The 17019-nt window shown below is 38.8% G+C and carries 22 protein-coding genes and 1 pseudogene; 2 read left to right on the top strand and 21 right to left on the bottom strand.

Translation table 11 applies throughout. The annotated features are described in order from the left end of the window. Positions 1-21: 21 nt before the first annotated feature. The 15 genes from ACQV1I_RS04470 to ACQV1I_RS04400 all read right to left on the bottom strand — a co-directional run bounded on the left by ACQV1I_RS04470 (position 22) and on the right by ACQV1I_RS04400 (position 11691). Positions 22-420, bottom strand: a complete 399-nt coding sequence (locus ACQV1I_RS04470) for a phage structural protein (RefSeq protein WP_116334763.1) — start codon at positions 418-420, stop codon at positions 22-24. Between the two features lie 19 nt (positions 421-439). Further along, on the bottom strand, positions 440-1441 hold the full coding sequence (locus tag ACQV1I_RS04465) for a DUF3383 family protein (RefSeq protein WP_438769083.1): 1002 nt from the start codon (positions 1439-1441) through the stop codon (positions 440-442). Continuing rightward, positions 1422-1940 (bottom strand): phage neck terminator protein, encoded by a 519-nt coding sequence (locus ACQV1I_RS04460; RefSeq protein WP_438769082.1) that lies wholly within the window; start codon positions 1938-1940, stop codon positions 1422-1424. Before ACQV1I_RS04460 ends, ACQV1I_RS04465 begins: the two co-directional genes overlap by 20 nt. Beyond that, positions 1933-2283: a hypothetical protein gene (locus tag ACQV1I_RS04455; RefSeq protein ID WP_438769081.1), complete on the bottom strand. Its 351-nt coding sequence runs from the start codon at positions 2281-2283 to the stop codon at positions 1933-1935. The genes ACQV1I_RS04460 and ACQV1I_RS04455 overlap by 8 nt, the downstream gene beginning before the upstream one ends. Then, positions 2280-2789 (bottom strand): hypothetical protein, encoded by a 510-nt coding sequence (locus tag ACQV1I_RS04450; RefSeq protein ID WP_438769080.1) that lies wholly within the window; start codon positions 2787-2789, stop codon positions 2280-2282. Before ACQV1I_RS04450 ends, ACQV1I_RS04455 begins: the two co-directional genes overlap by 4 nt. 5 nt (positions 2790-2794) lie before the next feature. After that, a complete protein-coding gene (locus ACQV1I_RS04445) occupies positions 2795-3364 on the bottom strand; it encodes a phage head-tail connector protein (protein WP_438769079.1) in 570 nt (189 codons plus the stop codon). 8 nt (positions 3365-3372) lie between these two features. Continuing rightward, positions 3373-4533 carry a phage major capsid protein gene (locus ACQV1I_RS04440; protein WP_438769078.1) on the bottom strand — a complete coding sequence of 387 codons (1161 nt, stop codon included), beginning with the start codon at positions 4531-4533 and terminating at the stop codon, positions 3373-3375. A 39-nt stretch (positions 4534-4572) separates the two neighbouring features. After that, positions 4573-5163 carry an HK97 family phage prohead protease gene (locus ACQV1I_RS04435; protein ID WP_438769077.1) on the bottom strand — a complete coding sequence of 197 codons (591 nt, stop codon included), beginning with the start codon at positions 5161-5163 and terminating at the stop codon, positions 4573-4575. After that, a complete protein-coding gene (locus ACQV1I_RS04430) occupies positions 5156-6397 on the bottom strand; it encodes a phage portal protein (RefSeq protein WP_438769076.1) in 1242 nt (413 codons plus the stop codon). Before ACQV1I_RS04430 ends, ACQV1I_RS04435 begins: the two co-directional genes overlap by 8 nt. A 208-nt stretch (positions 6398-6605) precedes the next feature. Next, entirely contained in the window at positions 6606-8300 is a 1695-nt protein-coding gene (locus ACQV1I_RS04425; RefSeq protein ID WP_438769075.1) for a terminase large subunit, read from the bottom strand. Then, the gene (locus tag ACQV1I_RS04420; protein ID WP_438769074.1) at positions 8297-8824 is read right to left on the bottom strand and encodes a phage terminase small subunit P27 family; all 528 of its coding nucleotides are present in this window, start codon (positions 8822-8824) and stop codon (positions 8297-8299) included. Before ACQV1I_RS04420 ends, ACQV1I_RS04425 begins: the two co-directional genes overlap by 4 nt. A gap of 276 nt (positions 8825-9100) precedes the next feature. Then, the gene (locus ACQV1I_RS04415; protein ID WP_438769073.1) at positions 9101-9559 is read right to left on the bottom strand and encodes a hypothetical protein; all 459 of its coding nucleotides are present in this window, start codon (positions 9557-9559) and stop codon (positions 9101-9103) included. A 100-nt stretch (positions 9560-9659) separates the two neighbouring features. Next, positions 9660-10043 (bottom strand): HNH endonuclease signature motif containing protein, encoded by a 384-nt coding sequence (locus tag ACQV1I_RS04410; RefSeq protein WP_438769072.1) that lies wholly within the window; start codon positions 10041-10043, stop codon positions 9660-9662. A 339-nt stretch (positions 10044-10382) separates the two neighbouring features. Beyond that, a complete protein-coding gene (locus ACQV1I_RS04405; RefSeq protein ID WP_438769071.1) occupies positions 10383-10937 on the bottom strand; it encodes a hypothetical protein in 555 nt (184 codons plus the stop codon). A 178-nt stretch (positions 10938-11115) separates the two neighbouring features. Continuing rightward, positions 11116-11691, bottom strand: a complete 576-nt coding sequence (locus ACQV1I_RS04400) for a hypothetical protein (RefSeq protein WP_438769070.1) — start codon at positions 11689-11691, stop codon at positions 11116-11118. Between the two features lie 258 nt (positions 11692-11949). Between ACQV1I_RS04400 and ACQV1I_RS04395 the strand changes: the two genes are divergently transcribed. Then, a complete protein-coding gene (locus tag ACQV1I_RS04395) occupies positions 11950-13590 on the top strand; it encodes a recombinase family protein (RefSeq protein ID WP_438769069.1) in 1641 nt (546 codons plus the stop codon). A 3-nt stretch (positions 13591-13593) separates the two neighbouring features. On the opposite strand, the pseudogene ACQV1I_RS04390 reads toward ACQV1I_RS04395, so the two are convergent. After that, positions 13594-14055: pseudogene (locus ACQV1I_RS04390) on the bottom strand (protein prkA); the annotation flags it as partial. 139 nt (positions 14056-14194) lie between these two features. Here ACQV1I_RS04390 and ACQV1I_RS04385 point away from each other — a divergent pair. Continuing rightward, positions 14195-14647 (top strand): VanZ family protein, encoded by a 453-nt coding sequence (locus ACQV1I_RS04385; protein WP_116335324.1) that lies wholly within the window; start codon positions 14195-14197, stop codon positions 14645-14647. A 244-nt stretch (positions 14648-14891) separates the two neighbouring features. Here ACQV1I_RS04385 and ACQV1I_RS04380 read toward each other — a convergent pair whose 3' ends face one another. The 5 genes from ACQV1I_RS04380 to ACQV1I_RS04360 form a co-directional block, all read right to left on the bottom strand. Beyond that, a complete protein-coding gene (locus ACQV1I_RS04380; RefSeq protein WP_116335323.1) occupies positions 14892-15497 on the bottom strand; it encodes a hypothetical protein in 606 nt (201 codons plus the stop codon). A gap of 128 nt (positions 15498-15625) precedes the next feature. After that, positions 15626-16276 carry a peptidoglycan recognition protein family protein gene (locus tag ACQV1I_RS04375; protein ID WP_116335322.1) on the bottom strand — a complete coding sequence of 217 codons (651 nt, stop codon included), beginning with the start codon at positions 16274-16276 and terminating at the stop codon, positions 15626-15628. Continuing rightward, complete coding sequence (locus ACQV1I_RS04370) at positions 16276-16527, bottom strand: hypothetical protein (RefSeq protein ID WP_116335321.1); 252 nt, start codon at positions 16525-16527, stop codon at positions 16276-16278. The genes ACQV1I_RS04375 and ACQV1I_RS04370 overlap by 1 nt, the downstream gene beginning before the upstream one ends. A gap of 2 nt (positions 16528-16529) precedes the next feature. Then, positions 16530-16796: a BhlA/UviB family holin-like peptide gene (locus ACQV1I_RS04365; RefSeq protein ID WP_116334216.1), complete on the bottom strand. Its 267-nt coding sequence runs from the start codon at positions 16794-16796 to the stop codon at positions 16530-16532. Positions 16797-16890: 94 nt separating this feature from the next. Then, on the bottom strand, positions 16891-17019 hold the full coding sequence (locus ACQV1I_RS04360) for a CD1375 family protein (RefSeq protein ID WP_268878089.1): 129 nt from the start codon (positions 17017-17019) through the stop codon (positions 16891-16893).

Raw genomic sequence — 17019 nt, 5'->3', positions numbered from 1 at the left:
AGAGCAAGGACTTGTTGATCCTTACTCTTGGGTATAATCTAGCACGACAATTTCAAACTCTCGATCTTCTGCCTCATCGCTGTAACTGACTGCTGCCTGTTTCTTAATGCGTGCTTGCGTGCCACCTGTCTTTTCTTTTGGTTCGCCATTCGAAATAACCCAAATGTCACTCATTTCTTTTTGTTTCGCTAATGTATTTAGAAAAGCCACAGACGGGCTAGTTGCTTGTAACGTGAGCTTAATTGTACCCAATGGGTTATTAATTTCTGAGACAACAACATCGCCTTGTGCCCCTACACTGGTAGAAAAATGATCTTCGTCTTTTTCACACTCCACAAAACTACCATCCGTGAAGCCCGTAATAAATGTACCGTTAACCGTCACCGTAACTTCCATAGCGTCATAGCTAGTTACTGCCATTTCTCATCACCTGCTTTTCTTAATATCGAATGATTCCTTTCACAGTCGTTTCATGGATCGCCCCTGCTAATTCAAAGGCGAAAGAACCCCCTTGATAGGTGCGCTCGGCTCGATCCTGTTCACTGACTTCATTGCGTTTTTTGAAATTCATGCTATACAAGGGAACGCCGTTTTCATCTGCAATAATGCCTTGTTGGTATGCCATCGAAAGCACCTTGGTACCTCGTCCCTCAATCAGTGAAATACCTGCGTTGGTGTATGGGATTTTTGGTGTGTTGTTTAACAAGTGTTGCAGTTCTTTTTCCATCGTGTATTTCACAAAATCTTTGCCGTGGATCGTGTCAATGTACTCGCCATAGACTAGCTTTCCTTCACTTGTTCGTGGCTCTCCAGCTTTCATTACATACGTGTTAGCGCCAGCGTCATGAATCGCTTGTAAGTCACCAGAGGTAAGTTCAACAGGATCAATACCTTTTAGCTCTTTGAACTTCCATGTGACAGAACCAACCTGTGCTGATCCAATGGCACCAACAACAGCAGCATCAATCCATTGGGCAGCGTTAGGATGATACCAAGCCATTGTTCGTTCCAACTTCTTAGCTTGTAAGGCGGCGGCCTCTTCTTTCGTTGTTACGCGAGCAACGCACATTCCGTAATCTAGTAGTTGTAAATGCTCGTTAATCGCCATATAATCGGCTTCGGTTCCAGCCGTCATCAAAACAAAATACCAGCCTTTTCCGCTCAATGATTCAAGCAAGCTGGTATAGGTTTCCTCTTCTTCTGTCCCTTTGGCTACAATGCTAATAAAGGCAGGGGCCTTGTCACCTTGTAGAAAAATTGCTTTTGCCATTTTGTATTCTAGGGTGGTATCAGGAAAATCGGTTTGTACTTCGTCTAGGCCATAATATTTTTTGTAGGCATGACCTCCCTTTTTTTGGCCCAAAATTAATGGGACACCAAAGCCCAAGCGACCTGACGGTTTTTGTAAATCAATAATAACCTTAACGTCTTCTAACGCCATCTGGTATAACCTCCTCGGAAACTTTCGTTTTTTCTATCCATTCGCTATGGGTATACGTAAAGGAATCTATTACTCTAAATTTCGCGTCATACCCTGCTCGATACTCATAAGCAAATTCATACAAGGCGTTACGCTCTTGCGTATCACCAGCAGAAACCACCACAATTCCGTTATCTCGTAACCCTTGCCTTGCCTGTCCAACTACCCACTGTCTAGCCTGGTTCGCTATTTGTAACGCCTCTCGCTGGTCTTTATGGCAGCAGGTGATTGATAACGTCATTTCTACCTGCTTTTGTGCGTGAACCTCTAGCGTATCGGCTGTGGGTACATACTTTTCAATAGGCATAGGTGACTTATCTTTATAAGGAGTCACATACTTGTACGTCATAAATGGATAGGGGGGTTGATCTCCTGAGCCATCGGCTGCAATGACCTTGATTCCCAGGGCTTTTGCCATTCCTGTAATGACGTTTTGTTCAAATTGCTTGTAGTTAATCAAATGGACTCACCCTCTTTAATACATAACGATAACAGTCTGCATACGCGGTAAAGTCGGTTGGTTCTTCTACTCGATAGCTGTTACCAGCATACGTAACTTCACTGTGCAGCTCTATCGGATCAAGGCAATATAAAAGGTGATCGGATTGAGTAAACCGACCACCTTGCTCCATTACAATGCGCATAGGCATAGGAACAATTGCCCCTGTACGCTGCTCATTTTTTTCCGTTCCTTCCACCCAACGCCCCGTGTCGTCATAGTCTCCTTTTGTTTTAACTTCCACTTCAAACGTTGTTGTAAAACGGTTGAGTAAGCCGCTGAATTGAAAAATCCTTTCATTCACCATCTTGTCACCTCAAATTCAAGTGAATCAATCAACTTTTTCTCATCCATGAGGGGATTGTTGCCACCTTTTAACTTTTGTGTGAATGGTGCGTTTTTCTGAAACGATCCAGACTGCATATGATCTTTCACATCGGCGGTTAGCTTCTTGGCAGCCCTCTTCATCGCTTGATCGGCTGTAATCCGGCCCTGTAGAGTATCGTCTAGCAGCTTTTCCATTTCACGTAAAAGAGTAGGTTCACTTTTTTCATAGCCAGCACGCAAAAAGGAGCGCTCAGGAACGATGATATATTTCTTGTCTTTTTTTAATGGCATTCCAAGGGCAATAAAAAGACCTCTGACCTTATCCGTCACAGGTATCTTCGCCCCGTATTCATTAAAAATAGCAATCAACAGTTGTTCTCTATCTTGCAAATATCCTACTTTCGCCCGTGTTCTGGATAGTTCAGCCACTTGTTTTTTAACCTTTCTAATCGTCTTTTTATCCTCACGTACTTTCACATTCACACGCACTATATCCACCTGCTTACATAAGGAGATAATAAGGCGGCCACATGGAGTGGCAATTGGGATAGAGTTGCTTTTTTCTCCGGTCTGTACTTCACCTGCATGACATCTAAGCGTTCCGATTCAATCCCCTGGACTCTTGTAGACTCATGTAATAAGTCCTTTACAAGAAGGATACAAGCCATTTCAATTGCTTCTGGTAACGTCTGTGGGTTGTCTTCTGTTGCTTCCCCTGGCAAGACGTACCCACCGTTATATTCAATTTCAATCCCATATTTGCCAGCAGGAAACCCATAGGGGCAATAAATACTCCCGTGGGCTTCAAGTAGCTTGTACTCCATGGAACCAGAAGGCCCTTTTACATGATGTACGTCATGGATCGGTAGATGCAAAAGGTTAATCGTGTGTTGTCCACCATCATGATATTCTGTGTAGTCTTGTTTCCTAAACTTGCGCTTGCAATAGGCTTCTATTTGCTGAGAGGCAACCGTAATGTAGGTAGATAGGAGCGTATCACCCACAACATTTCCTCTCATACCTAGCATTTGTTTCGTCTTTTCTAGGGTGGTTAGCATTTACACACCTACTTGGTTTCTACTGGTTTTGGTGTTAAATCAAGCTCACCAAATACAGCAGCTTGATCGTCCCATAATTGAACATCATCGCGTTGAATCGCGCGGACATCTAGCGTATTCCGTTTAAATGCGTCCCCACCTGTTTCCGTTGATGCAAGTTCCATTTGCTCGCGTTTGAACAACACGATAGCCTCTTTCAAATCACCAATGATGCAAGGTGCTTTTTTGGCTGTGGTTGGCAAGAATCGGTTAGATACAACAACCACCGATTTTCCAAACAATGTTTTACGGGTAGACTGCGTAGGGTCGGGCTGTAGTAAATACTTTCCTTCGTTGTCTTTGAGTTTGTCCAAATGATTATAACCGTCCTGGTTTGTCAAAATAATAGCACCAGCAGAAATAGCAGGATCAAGGTCAACGTTAAGAACGTCTTTGATGTCGTCCACTTCTTTTAATGTTTTTTTCTTGAGTGCTTTTAACTTCTCTAAAATAAGACTATTTCTCGTTATCTTAGATTTTTTTCCAAGCCATTTTGTTACGTATGCAATAATGTTTTGGTCGCTATCTTGTAGCAAACTACGGGACAGAGGAAGAATACCTGCCCGATCCTTAATCGCATAGTTCAATTTCCCGAACTTAGGGTTGTCCGTTTCGTTAATTAGTCCCATTTCATCGACTTCGGCAAACGGAACCATGTCGGCGTTTTTTTCCAAGACACGGGAACCGGAACGGGTGTTTACTGGCTCGACAGTAACAAACTGCTCTAGAGCATCAAACGAACGCGACAGCTCGTTAATTTTCGTTTGAATGTCCTGCGGAATGATTAAATTTCCATCCTCTTCCGTTAAACCTGACATGGCGCGCTCTTCCATTTTTACCTTTTCAAGTACCTCACGTTCTTCACCAGTAAGACTTTTATTGCGCAACCCCTTCATGAAAACATCGCGGTATTCAATCGCATCTTCTTCGCCGCGTGACTCTTGTACTGGCTCTGTTTTAGGCGGTTTCATGTTGCGTAGTTCCTCCATTAAATCAACCCGTTTCCGTAGTTCCTTGGCTTTGTCTGCATGTTTACGGGCCTCTTCTAACTTGCCTGATTCTGTTGCGCTGCGTGCTTCTTCCAATACATTTGCTAGTTCTTGACGTAGTTCGCGTTCTTTTTCATTCATGTTGTTTATCCCTCGCTTTTTAGAATATAAAAAAGACCTTTATCCGATTGATATAAGGTCAATTTCTAGTAATAATTTTTCTTTTTCATGTTTGCGCTGCTCTTTTGTCGTGATCCCAAATTGCTCCATGCTCCGTTGATTCACTTCGCTAGACTCATAGGCCGGAAAGGGTGTAGGCGAGATTTCAGCAAGGTTTATGTCTGTCAACGTTCGCTCATAGACATCTTCGTCCTTTAGATATGTCCAAGCATCTTTTCTGACATGAAAACCAAATGAAACCCCGTCTACATCTCCGCGCTGGATGGATTCATAAGCATCCTTACCCCAGGTGTTGTTAGGTAGATCAACTTCGAATCGTAGACCAATATCATCTTCATACAATCTGAGAGTTTCATTTTTCGTTGAACCAAGAACGTAATCCGTTCGATGATTCCATAGGGCTTTAATGGTGTTTTCTTCGAGACTTCGAGAGAACGCACCTTGAGCCACTTTTTCGTAAAATTCCCCATAAATCAGCTTGCTGCGCTCGTTAAACTTGACGACATATCCATGAATGGAAAGTTGACCATTTTCTTTATCAGATCGAACTTCGATCGGGTGGAGAATATGCCTCGTTTCTCTCTTATTCATCTGTTTGCTTCCCCCCTTTTCTAGCCTTCGTTTTTTGTAGCTCCTCTAGTTGATCCAACCACGTCATATTCAATGGAATGATAGGTCTATCGCCAATTTCCCCATAGCCGTTCTGGTTTTCCTTCTCCCTTATCTCGTTAAACGTGATACTAGAAATAGATACCATGTCCTTGTAGTATTGGGCACGACTTTGACTATCTCCGCGTAGCTCGCTTTCCACATTAAACTTGGAATAATACTGTTTGCGCTCTTTGCTTGTGAACAACTTATAATCAATTTCTTGCTCCCAATTCGTTATGATGGGCTGCAAGGTGTTTTTTACGTATTCAATGGATTGATGTTCAATGTTGGAAAAGGTAGCCCGATCCAACTGCCCTAACTTATGGGGTGGAATTTTATAGATTTTGGCTATTTCACCAATGCCGAACTTTTGGGTTTCAATAAACTCAGCATCTTTCAACGGCATTCCTAAGCTTTGATAATCCAACCCCCCGTCTAAAATGGCAACCTTGTGAGCGTTATTTAATCCGGAATTTAATTTCTGCCATTCTTCTCTTGTTCGATCCTTCGCCTCCGGCTGTAAAATATCTGGTACTTTTAAAATCCCTCTGCTAGTCGTACCATTCGCATAAAACGCACCAATGAATTTATCTGACGCTTGTTGTATACCAAGCTTTTCGCGGATGACTGAAATAGGGGAAATACCTTTTAATCCTGTCTTACTAATAGCCTTTACATGGAGTACATCAAACCACGGTATTTTACGTTGTTCTCCATTTGTCAAAGTCGTTATATACCATACTTCACCTGTGTTCAGATCGGTGGTTACTTCTGTCAACGATGGATTTAACGGCCATAATGCTTGCGGTCTGCCATCCCATCCCCAATCAATCAGGGCGTAGGCATTCCCCCATAGCATCAGATGTACCTGTAACAACTCTTTAAACGTGTAGGCGCTCATATACGGATTGGGCCGAATGCCTAGTAGGTTCGTGACCGGATGGTTCCTATCTCGTTCAATTCTGCCCCCCTTTCTAGTGAAAATCTGGATTGGTAGCTTACCAATATCGCCGCCTAAAATACTAGCGCATGTGTAGACATTACTGTTTAATAGAGCTGTGTCACCTGTTACGCGTTCCCCACTATACGTAGTGGAACCACCAAGTAGATTCACTAGCCAGTCTTTCGGGTTCTGTAAATCTGATTCATTTTGAAATAAGCTCCTGAATATCATCGGTTTCACCTCCTGCGTTCAGGCACTTTGGACAGTTTCTTGCTGATTAAAAAGCCTAAAAGACATAAAAAAACACCGGATACATAGAGTCCGGCGATACCATTTAGTAAATATGTGGCTGTGGTAATACAAGTACATCCAGAGAGAATGAGAATATCTTCGATAAATAAGTATAGAAACCGGTTGAATTTCATTCTTTCCTCCTCTCTTAGAAACTGAAATTTCCTGATAAGATATGGGCGTTTAAATCCGCTTTAGGGTCTCTACACATTACCCTTACATGTGCATTTATCGCTGACGCTATCGGGTCGATCCGATCCGTAGATTTGGACTTGTCCAACATAATATTCTCCTGGGCGTCCATCTTGGTAACTGCGTTTCCGATTGACCATTCAAGTACTGGGTTCTTGTCGTGTAGAACCTTCTTTTCCAAGACCATTTCTCTGAAATTCTTAGTCGGTTCTGATAGAGTACGTACCCCTTGCCTAATTTCAATCATGGTATAACCTTCGGCCTCCATATCAGTAGCGAATTGCGTTGCATTGTATGGATCGTAACAAATTTCTTTGATTTTCCATTCCTTTTCACGCTCCATACGCTGAATATACGCCTTAATAAACGTGTAATCTACAACAGCACCAGGAGTAGCCGTCACCCATCCTTGCTGGATATATAAATCATAGGGGAATCTATCTGTTTTTCGTTTTACTGCTAACGTATCCTCTGGTATAAACGAATGATTTAAGATAGCAATGTGGTCATTTTTTAGATCAAATTCAAATGACACACTGGTTAAATCAATTTTTTTCGACAGGTCAATACCAACGATACAATCAAATTCAGCAAGATTAGGCAGTTCATCAACGCCACATTTGGCCCAAGCCTTCAATGACATATACCCGTTTTCTTTCTGATCTACCCACCGATTCATATTTTTGGTTAAGTAGTTTCGCATCTTCTCCGGTACGTCTAAAGCAGTTTTCAGCTCACCACGTAAATAAGCCATACCCTCTTCATATGAATATAAGATCGGGTTGGCTTTTATCCAGACAGATTCATCCTTGATATCATCGTCCTTGTCAAGCTCGTTGACCATTACGAAATACTCATCATTTTCTATGGATGAATGAGGATCAAGGATATTCGAAATATACTTGTATTCCACGCTGTAGCAAGGGTGGTGCAGGTTAAATCCTGCTGTTGTAATAATCATCATTAACGGTTGACTGCGTGCGCCCATACCAGATACAAGCACGTCATAAATTTCGGAAGTAGGGTGGGCGTGATACTCATCAATAATGCCAGCTTGTACGTTAAAACCGTCACCCGTTTTTCCTGCATCTTTTGATAGAGCAGCGATAAAAGATTCACTTTTGATGTGCTGTATTTTTCCGTAGGCGACCTTGAATTTGCCTTTTAGATCGGGACAACCATCAATTTGCGTTCGTGATTCATTCCAGACAATTTTACTTTGCTCGGCTTTGGTAGCTCCGATGTATACCTCTGACATGTTTTCACCGAAAGCAGAGGCTTCATAGCTTGCCACAGCTCCCAAAGATTGCGATTTAGCATTTTTCCTACCTACCTGCCAATACGATTTCCGAAAACGCCGTAAACCTGTATCCTTATGCACCCATCCATAAATGTTCCCAAAGACAAACACCTGGATTTCATGAGGGGTTATTCGCTTACCAGCAAGTTTTCCTTTCGTATGTCGAAATAAAGACATCCAATATAAAAAACGATGTGCTTTTTCCTCGTCAAACACATAGGGAAAACGTTCCGTACCCTCATTCTTGATATCGTCTAGGAAACGGCTGCACGCCCATTTGTGTTTCTCACAAGCAACTATTTCTCCAGCTAAGACATCAAGGCTATAGTCAATTAGATATTGTTTGATCATAAATCACCGAATGCCTTTTCGACCTCGCTAGGCTCTTGCTTCTCCTGCTTCGGTATTACAAGCTTGCAACGAGATGCAATGGTAAGGCCCAGGTCGCTTGCTGCTGATCTACATTGCTTGAATAACTTGTCCTGGTTAATCAATAAATCTGAATAAGCTGCGTTTGCTTCCTCCCATTCGTTCATGTCAATTACAGCACCGTCTTTATCATGAATTGCTTGTTTGCGCTGCACTGTCAATTCCGTTTCCAACAAGGCATCTGTAACTTTTATATACATCTTTCGGGCATATAAAAAGCGAGCCAGTGCATCTACATCAAGATTAGTCATGATGCCGATTTGCAGCAGCTCGCTTGCAATCTTTTTAAATTCTTTTTTTAAGTCTTTCGGTAGGTAGCTAGGTGGCTTTACTTTGTCGTTTGCCGCCTTTATTTCTTGGGCTTTACGCTGTTCTATTTCTGCTTTTGTTAGGTTTTTCTTTCCCTTGAATAGCAGCAAGTCAACTGGTTGCCTTGGTCTAGCCATCCCCTCACCTCCTTTCATTCTGAAAATCCATTTAGGGAACTTTTTTTACAGAAGACTACCACGCGGTCTAGAGATGGCACTGTGCAGGTTTTTGATACCCCCCTCCCCAACACCTTCATACAACTTTAAAAGCTCACCTTACCTACTTTATGCGCCTCTGTGAACGTCTAAACTTCTGATGTTAGAAAAATAGTTTCTAAATGATTATCTGATCATAATAAAAACCAGTCCAACACAAGAATAAAAATGTTAGGCTGGTTAATGTTTAATTTACACTCACATTCCGATAAACATATTTCTACTGTAAGGCCCCCAGTTTTCCCCCATATAACCTGTTCTTCCCTCTAAGTTAACAAAACAAGGTAGAACTACATAAAGAACACCCGAGATAGCATTAACCCTAAATGTCATTGAAAATCTCATTCTCGAATTATCAATCGGTGTTATCATTCCCTTTTCAGGGCGTAACGCATTTTCTCTCGTAAGTGCCTCTCCCATTCCGAGACTGGCGATATCAGTGGGATTTGTCACATTACTTCTTATCCAATAATTAGAGATTGTTGTTGCTGATGCTAAATCAGTTGGCTGGTCATACGTAAGTAATAATTGATTAGGAGCGAGTTGTCTTGACTCTACAAGAATAGGATAAGGCATCGGTTGGGTTCCCATAACCGTTGGTACAAACCAATACGGCTGCTCAATATAAGCATTGTCATGCAAAGGTGGGTTACTCATTCATTTTCCTCCATTATGAATTGGAATAGTCAATTGTCCTTAGTTACTGTATGTAAAGCAAAGGTTCTTTGTTAAAACAATCGCTATTCCAATTTGAGGATCATGTCTCGAATGAATTGACAGATTGTCGCCAGGAGCCTCTATCTTCTCTAGCAGTCTTCCGGTTATGACACTGCTCACATAATGGCTGCCAGTTTTTCCGATCCCAAAACAACGTCTTATCTCCCTTGTGTGGAACGATATGGTCAACTACTGTAGCACCAGTGAGTAAGCCTTTATCAAAGCAATGTTTGCAGAGTGAATGCTTTCTTAAAAATCCTATTCTAGCTTTTCTCCACTTGGCATCGTAGCCACGTTGCGTAGATGATCCACGTTCTCGGTCATACTGCTGGACTTGTTTCTTTTGATGCACAGGGCAATAAGCTTCTCTTGTTAGTGTTGGGCATCTGGAATGAAGACAGGTCTTTAATGGTTTGCTAGGCATTGTTTCACCTTCCTTGTTTAATAGAAAAAATATCTATCAAAATGACCTATATATATTTATTTCTTTTCTTTTCTTTTGTGTACTTATTGCATACATCATGCAGCAAAAACTAGAGTTACTGTTACAGAAATGAAGGTTATTGGTTACAGAAACTCAACTGGTTAAAATACCCATTTTCGCAAAATTAGTTATTGTAAACAGAAACCCCTATTAATGTTACAGAAACTACAGTTCAAACAGAGTTATTGCGACATGATGTAAACATTAAGCACGCAAGGAAATCTTAGAGTTATAAAGAAAAAAAGCACCTACATGAGATGCTTTTTACTTCCTGAAAAGTTATAGAGTTGAATTACTAAAATTCTCTTTTTTATACCTCTTAATGATGTGAAGCATGGCCTCGTTTATCTCATTTTTCTTTTGTATACTTTTATTTGTAATAAGAACGGTTAGGTAAATAGCTAGAATAAGGTAAAGTATAATTCCAAAGTACGCTTCAAATATTTGAGAAATCATTTCTTTTGAAAGCAGTATTACTATTAAAGAGCACGAAATTGCTAAAAAAGTAGACATAAGAGAGATAACGATTGAATTATTTGTTTGATTTGATTGAACTCCATCTCTATTACCCCTTATTAGGGAGTTTATATATAAATAAAGTTTTTCAGTCTCCAACTCATTAAGTCCTAATGACCTTAGGTGTTCAAAAGCATTATCATAACAATCTCCATGAATGGAACTAACACCAAATTTCCCCTTTATTTCCTCATATGTTTGATAAATAATTTCATCGTATATTCTTCTCTTTGTAAAAAGTTGATAGTAATAAGTAGACATTAATACTAGTATTATTAAGATTAATATGAATGAAACTATTAATTGAGGTGTTGTCAATAATATTCCTCCAATTATGATTTGATTTATATATCATATCGGAATATCATTCATATTATTTTAAAAAATATTATAATTCCAAATGCAAATTATCCAAAAAAAACAAAGATACCCCTCATTCTTTTACCTACTGGTTTTCCTACTGATTAAAATAAGCAATAACGCTTATGATTGTTACTTAACTTTTTTTCATTGATTTTAAAATACTAACTCTTGTGTTGTAACACTTTTGGTAAAATTGAAGAGCTTGAATCTCTGATAGGCTCTCATTATTATCTATGACTTTTATACGTAAATCATTGATTAGCTTTCCCGCTTTTCTTCTCTCCTTATTCTGGACATCTGTAAGATTATTCTCTTTATCAGCGAGAAGATAAAAAATGTCGCGAGGCTCATCTATTAGGGTCTCTCTCAATTTTTCATATTTATTTTTTTGTTGCTCGCTATCCTTTTCTCTCTTAATACTTTCTCGTAGATCAGTTAGTCTAATACCTAACTTTTCAAGATACAATTCTATGGCATATAAATAATCACTAATATTTTTCGTCTTGTCCTTTTTTCTGAAATAATTTGTTACAGCCCACCCTGTAATTACACCAGTAAGTAGACCTGTAAATATACCCATCACTAACCCAGTTAATAGGTCATCCCAAATTAATTTCATGCCTTTTATTACAAATATTATGTACAATACATGAGCTAACATTACAGACCCCATTACTACCACAAGTGAGCTTTTTTCAAATGTTTTCACATAATCCCTCCTATTTCCATTGTGATAGTGAGAGAAAGTATTGTCTATTATTTTTTTATAAAAAGCTACCCCGCAAGTGACTAACCTTTAAATCTCATGATATAAATTTACAACATCTAAAACCTAATGAAGAGGCTTAATAAGCTTTTTTTATACCTATTTTTTACTATTATTTGTGGTAGTTTTCTTTTACATTTCTTTTGGTTTGTATATAATAGATTGTGATTAACAATGATCAAACCAAAAGGAGGAAAATAAATGTCATTAAAACGTGAGTATTTAATTGAGCTTGGAATCGAAAATATAATTAATTATTTACGTCGATCTCGCCAAGATGAAGAACGCGAAAGACGTACTGGAGAAGATGTTTTGAAAGAACAGAAGGAAATAATGGATCGCATTTTAGAACCATTAGGTATTCCTTTTACTCAAAAAGCTGAAGTTGGTTCGGGAGATAAAATTTCTACTAGACCTGTATTTCAAAATGTAATAGAGGAACTTCGCGCTAAGAAATATCAGGCTATTGCCGTAAAAGAAATATCTCGTATGGGTCGTGGATCATATACAGATATGGGAATCATATATGATTTAATCGTTGATAACCGTATTTTTATTATTACTCCATACAAAACCTACGATCCTCGAAATACTTCAGACCTAAGACAAATTAGATTCGAACTATTTATGTCTAGGGAAGAATTTGAAACTACTAGAGAGCGGCTTTTCGGGGGCCGTGTTAATAACGCAATGGCTGGACGCTGGGTTTCTGGTGCGGCTCCATTTGGTTTTAACTACAATAAGACAACAAAAAAACTAGAAATAAATGAAGAACAAGCGGCAGTTGTTAGAATGATTTTTAATCACTATGTCTATGGTATTCCACAAGAAAACGGTACGCGCCGCGATGTGAGTTTTCGCGCTCTAGCAACTTATTTTAGTAAGAAGACACCTATTAAAACCCCTCAAGGTAAAAGAGAATGGACTTATATGCAATTAAGACAACTAATAACAAATGAAAGATACATAGGAACAATGAAGTTCCGAATGCATCAAACTATTAACGGAAAAAGAGTAGCTCGTCCTGAAGAAGAGCACATAATAGTGCCTAATGCTATCCCAGCAATTATTGATATGGAAACATGGGAACTTGCTCAACAAAAAGTCAAGGATTCATCTCACAAACCTAGGACAAAAATGGATTTTTCACCTTGCGAACTTGCTGGATTATGTATATGCATTCAATGCGGTAAACGTATGGTAAGACAGTACAGTGTACAAAATTATAAAACTAAAGAAGGTACTATAACCACTTATCACAAGGAATTTTTGTGGTGTACTACATCTGGGTGTACCTTTGTAAAATATAGAGCAATTGAGGACGATTTATTGGAAACTCTACGTTACTTCGAAGCTATGGAAGACAATTTGTTAAAAGAAGAAATTTCTACTATGATAACTCAGGATAATAAAACAAATAGCAATGATTTAATTGAAGATATAGCAGGGTATATTGAGCAAAGGACTAAAGAACTAAAAAATAGACTCAGTTTTATTTATGACAAGTATGAAAATGGCATCTATACAGATGAGATGTTTTTGGAACGAAAAGCGGAAATTGATATGGAGATGGAGAAACTAAAAGATATAAAAGAGAACCAACCAGCAGAAAATAATGAACAAAATTTTGATGCTCAGATTATTAAAAAAAATATCGGTTCAATTTTAGAGGCATATAAAACTTACACAAATAAAACAGATAGAAACGGGGTTTTACGGTCTGTTTTTGACCATGTTGTTATTGAAGTAGTTGAAAAAGGACGTGGCAGAAAACCAGCTAAACATGTCATATATCCAGTATTAAAGCATAACTTACTTCAAGTAGATTTTTTGGTACCATGAGATAACAACCGATTCATCGGCTGAAATCAGGGCGAATCTACCCGCTTTAAAATTGCCTTCTTGAGTTAGCGACAATAAATGCCACAGGAATTTTTCATCGCATTTCAACATCTCTTGGAATTCCATGAGGCCGCGATTCGCTTTATTCAATTCACCATCAAACCGATAGGCACGAGGATCAGACTCAGAACCATACTTCGTGATCGTAGAAAAGTCGATCGTTCCCGTTAAATCGGCAATATCCTGCGATTTTGGATCAGATGGGCTAAAGGTACCAATTCCCACCCGTTTTGACTCTGAAAAGAAGATTCTCGTTACTGGAAAATCTTCCATCCGACCACCATACTCTGTTTCTAATCGCATCCTGTTGTATGGAGTAAGCTCTCCTTCAATCTTTACACCAAATTCTTGCTCAAATTCGGGACGTAATTCATTAGGAATCAAATGGAGAGGTTCCCCATGCATACTGTAAGTAACCCATTAATTTTCACTTTATTTCATTAAAAATTTAGTCATTCCCCAACAATTCATTATTATAAATAGTGAATCAAACTTTTTTTTGGTATTATTAAGAAAAAATAGTAATTAAAAAGGAGGTCATCAAGTGGAAAGAAACGTCAAAAAATGGAGAATAATTTCTGTTTCAATTTTGGTAGGAATATATATGGTATTAGGTTTACAACTAATACTAAGTAAACAGCATCTGTTTCATCGAGAGTACTTAGAAATTAATTTAGTACCCTTATCTACACTTTCAAATTACTTCTTTAACTATACAGACTTTAATACTAAAACTTTAATTTCAAACATTTTATTAAAAATATTGGTATTTGTTCCAATTGGGGTATTTGTACCCTTACTATTTAATAAAGTAAGAAATTTTCTTCCTGTAATTACATTGGTCTTTTTCGTAAGCTTGTCTTCAGAATTATTACAGTTGTTACTGCGAATAGGTTTTTTTGATGTGGATGACATCATATTAAACGTATTAGGTGGTGCAATTGGGTTATCAATTATTAAGATAATAGGTCAGTTTACAAAATCTCCTTCATCCTAAAGAGACATTCCCTACCGATGAATAATCATTTGACGCCTGTGTTATAAAGGCGTTATTTTTTTGTTATCTGTCTCCCATCATTTCAAGCATTAACTTTTTTTACATTAAAATCATCTTACACCTTCAACTTTCCATCTAAACCCCCCCTAAAATATTCATTGGATTTATCACTCACGCTTCATCCATTTCTATTTTAGGGGTCTATACTAAGATTACAAAAATGTTTTCTCTAATTTTTTATTAATTAATATCGAGGTAGAACTACTCCGCTTCCTTCTACTTCGATTCCATCTCCAGCTTTCTCAAAATAGATATAGTACTTTCCCTCTCCTACATTTGTAAAAGTAGTTTTATCAGAACCATTTCTTCTCATTTTATCACTACCGATATAACTATCTATTCCTCCACTACGATATAGTTCGAGTGTAAAAGTATTTGCAGAAATATCACTTTCTTCTGCTGTGCTATTTGTGTGAATCACAATATCTCTAGTTTCAGCAGGAACTTTAAATACCCTACTTTCTAGGCTTCGTTTGAATGAGTAGTTAAAACCCCATGGAAAATAATCGGCAGCTCTCTTCATAACTTTTTTCAGACCTTTAGGCTCAGTAGCAGATTTGATACCATTTTGTATTGTACCAGCTTCCACTGCTTCTTGTTTTAACTTTTCAAGTCTATTAATTTCTTCATTTGAAGGCGTAAACATTTCTATGTCTTCAAAATTAATAACAAGAGTGCTATTTGAACTCATTGGCTCATAGTCGGTTTTCTCAGAAGCAAATGCCGATGTAGGAAATACGAGTGTTACAGCTAAGACTGAAACTGTTAGAATCTTATTTAGTTTAAACATTTTAATTCTCCTTCGTTGTCAGATTATGTAATCTCATGTATTATAGTATAAACCAAATCCAAAATTCAACATATTTGTAATCTTATTAAGTACCAAAATCTAAAATAAGATTATAAATGGATTGGCATTTATTTGTTATTCTGTGGTTCCTGTCCACTTGCCACGCGCAATTCATCCGACAACTGCCCAATTCTCACAGCCCTATCCTTCATTCCCATTTGATTATAGAAAGCCCATTGCCCCTGCAAATGGCTAATAATTTCGTTCGCTATCTCTGGTTTCATTTTAACCTCTCCTTTTGATTTAATTAATGCTACAAAGTCTCGCCAGCCATTAGGACGCGCTCTTAAAACATGAGGGCAATTTTTGCCACTCCAATCCCAATGTTGCTTAACCCTATCAATTCCAAGGTTGAACTGCTTTAGTAGATCAGCAGCCAGTTGAGCAGCTAAGTCCTCTGCTTTCCGAATATCTCCATCACTGTTCTCGCAAATCTCAATCCCGATAGATGAAGAATTACCAGGACCATTACCATCACCACAATGCCATGCCATTTCATCTAACGGTAAATGCTGAATGATGCATTTATCATCTACAGTAAAATGCCAAGATGCTTGCCTTTGTGAAGCCGCATCACCTTTGATGTATTTAGCGTGTGAAAGAGCATCAGCGCCTTTTCCTGCATTACCTGTATTGTGAATCGTGATGTATTTCGGAATCATTTTACGCCCCGGACGGTTCTTTTGCCCTGCTGGAACAAAATCTTGTATAGTCTGCATTACTCCACATCCCCCTTCTGAAACGAATTTTTTACTCCTGAATGGATCCCAATAGCAGCCGTTGCCTCGATAAAAGCCATCTTGCCAGCTTCGAGCAAATCTCCACCGAACAACAAAGCATTGATCGCATTATAAGCAACTGCCATGACAACAATAGCAAGAGGAATGTAATCGTTTGGGAACCAACTCCGTGTTTTCAGCCATGCTCCTGACGCCATTACTACCGCAATCACTATTCCTATCTCTATCATCATTAGCCCACCTTTTCTTTTAGTTCTTGTAATTCGTTTTCTAAACCGTTTAGACTGCGTTCGATCTGTTGCAATGTAGCTGTATTACGTTCTAATTGGATTACCATTCGTTCGTTATGTTCCATGAGCTTTGTTTCGCGTGTTTGAGCTTGTTTAATCAATTGAGTTTCGCGGTCTCTTCCCTCTTTTTTTGTAGAAAATAGCAACCATACAAACAAACCAGCAAATGGTCCTTGTGATAATAAAGCGTTAAAAAGTGGCTCCTCCATGACTTCCCTCTCCTTATCACCCCCTTGGGGCAAATAAAATAGGGAGCCGTAGCTCCCATTAAAAAAACGCCCTCTCCAGATCGAAAAAGGCGTTTTATGATTCAGTTTGTTCAGCTAAATGCTCTGCTACAGGAACCCTATAAACTTCCGGTAAAGATTCAAGTTCTCTGCGACCGACTTTAACTAATAGGCTGTACACAGGAATCATATACGCTTTAGCCAT

Origin of the sequence: Brevibacillus sp. JB24b, from assembly GCF_051713385.1 — a bacterium.
In the GTDB taxonomy this organism is placed as follows: Bacteria; Bacillota; Bacilli; order Brevibacillales; family Brevibacillaceae; genus Brevibacillus_B; species Brevibacillus_B laterosporus.
Note: the sequence above shows the minus strand (reverse complement) of the source record. Positions and strands in the feature narration are given on the sequence as shown.

Bases quoted from the DNA above. Each gene is read 5' to 3' on its own strand.
- ACQV1I_RS04395 (WP_438769069.1), top strand. From the start codon at position 11,950: ATGTCATTAAAACGTGAGTATTTAATTGAGCTTGGAATCGAAAATATA.
- ACQV1I_RS04370 (WP_116335321.1), bottom strand. From the start codon at position 16,527: ATGATAGAGATAGGAATAGTGATTGCGGTAGTAATGGCGTCAGGAGCA.
- ACQV1I_RS04410 (WP_438769072.1), bottom strand. From the start codon at position 10,043: ATGCCTAGCAAACCATTAAAGACCTGTCTTCATTCCAGATGCCCAACA.
- ACQV1I_RS04430 (WP_438769076.1), bottom strand. From the start codon at position 6,397: ATGATATTCAGGAGCTTATTTCAAAATGAATCAGATTTACAGAACCCG.
- ACQV1I_RS04360 (WP_268878089.1), bottom strand. From the start codon at position 17,019: ATGGCTAAAGCGTATATGATTCCTGTGTACAGCCTATTAGTTAAAGTC.
- ACQV1I_RS04365 (WP_116334216.1), bottom strand. From the start codon at position 16,796: ATGGAGGAGCCACTTTTTAACGCTTTATTATCACAAGGACCATTTGCT.
- ACQV1I_RS04375 (WP_116335322.1), bottom strand. From the start codon at position 16,276: ATGCAGACTATACAAGATTTTGTTCCAGCAGGGCAAAAGAACCGTCCG.
- ACQV1I_RS04465 (WP_438769083.1), bottom strand. From the start codon at position 1,441: ATGGCGTTAGAAGACGTTAAGGTTATTATTGATTTACAAAAACCGTCA.
- ACQV1I_RS04470 (WP_116334763.1), bottom strand. From the start codon at position 420: ATGGCAGTAACTAGCTATGACGCTATGGAAGTTACGGTGACGGTTAAC.
- ACQV1I_RS04415 (WP_438769073.1), bottom strand. From the start codon at position 9,559: ATGAGTAACCCACCTTTGCATGACAATGCTTATATTGAGCAGCCGTAT.
- ACQV1I_RS04435 (WP_438769077.1), bottom strand. From the start codon at position 5,163: ATGAATAAGAGAGAAACGAGGCATATTCTCCACCCGATCGAAGTTCGA.
- ACQV1I_RS04420 (WP_438769074.1), bottom strand. From the start codon at position 8,824: ATGGCTAGACCAAGGCAACCAGTTGACTTGCTGCTATTCAAGGGAAAG.
- ACQV1I_RS04380 (WP_116335323.1), bottom strand. From the start codon at position 15,497: ATGTTTAAACTAAATAAGATTCTAACAGTTTCAGTCTTAGCTGTAACA.
- ACQV1I_RS04445 (WP_438769079.1), bottom strand. From the start codon at position 3,364: ATGCTAACCACCCTAGAAAAGACGAAACAAATGCTAGGTATGAGAGGA.
- ACQV1I_RS04425 (WP_438769075.1), bottom strand. From the start codon at position 8,300: ATGATCAAACAATATCTAATTGACTATAGCCTTGATGTCTTAGCTGGA.
- ACQV1I_RS04440 (WP_438769078.1), bottom strand. From the start codon at position 4,533: ATGAATGAAAAAGAACGCGAACTACGTCAAGAACTAGCAAATGTATTG.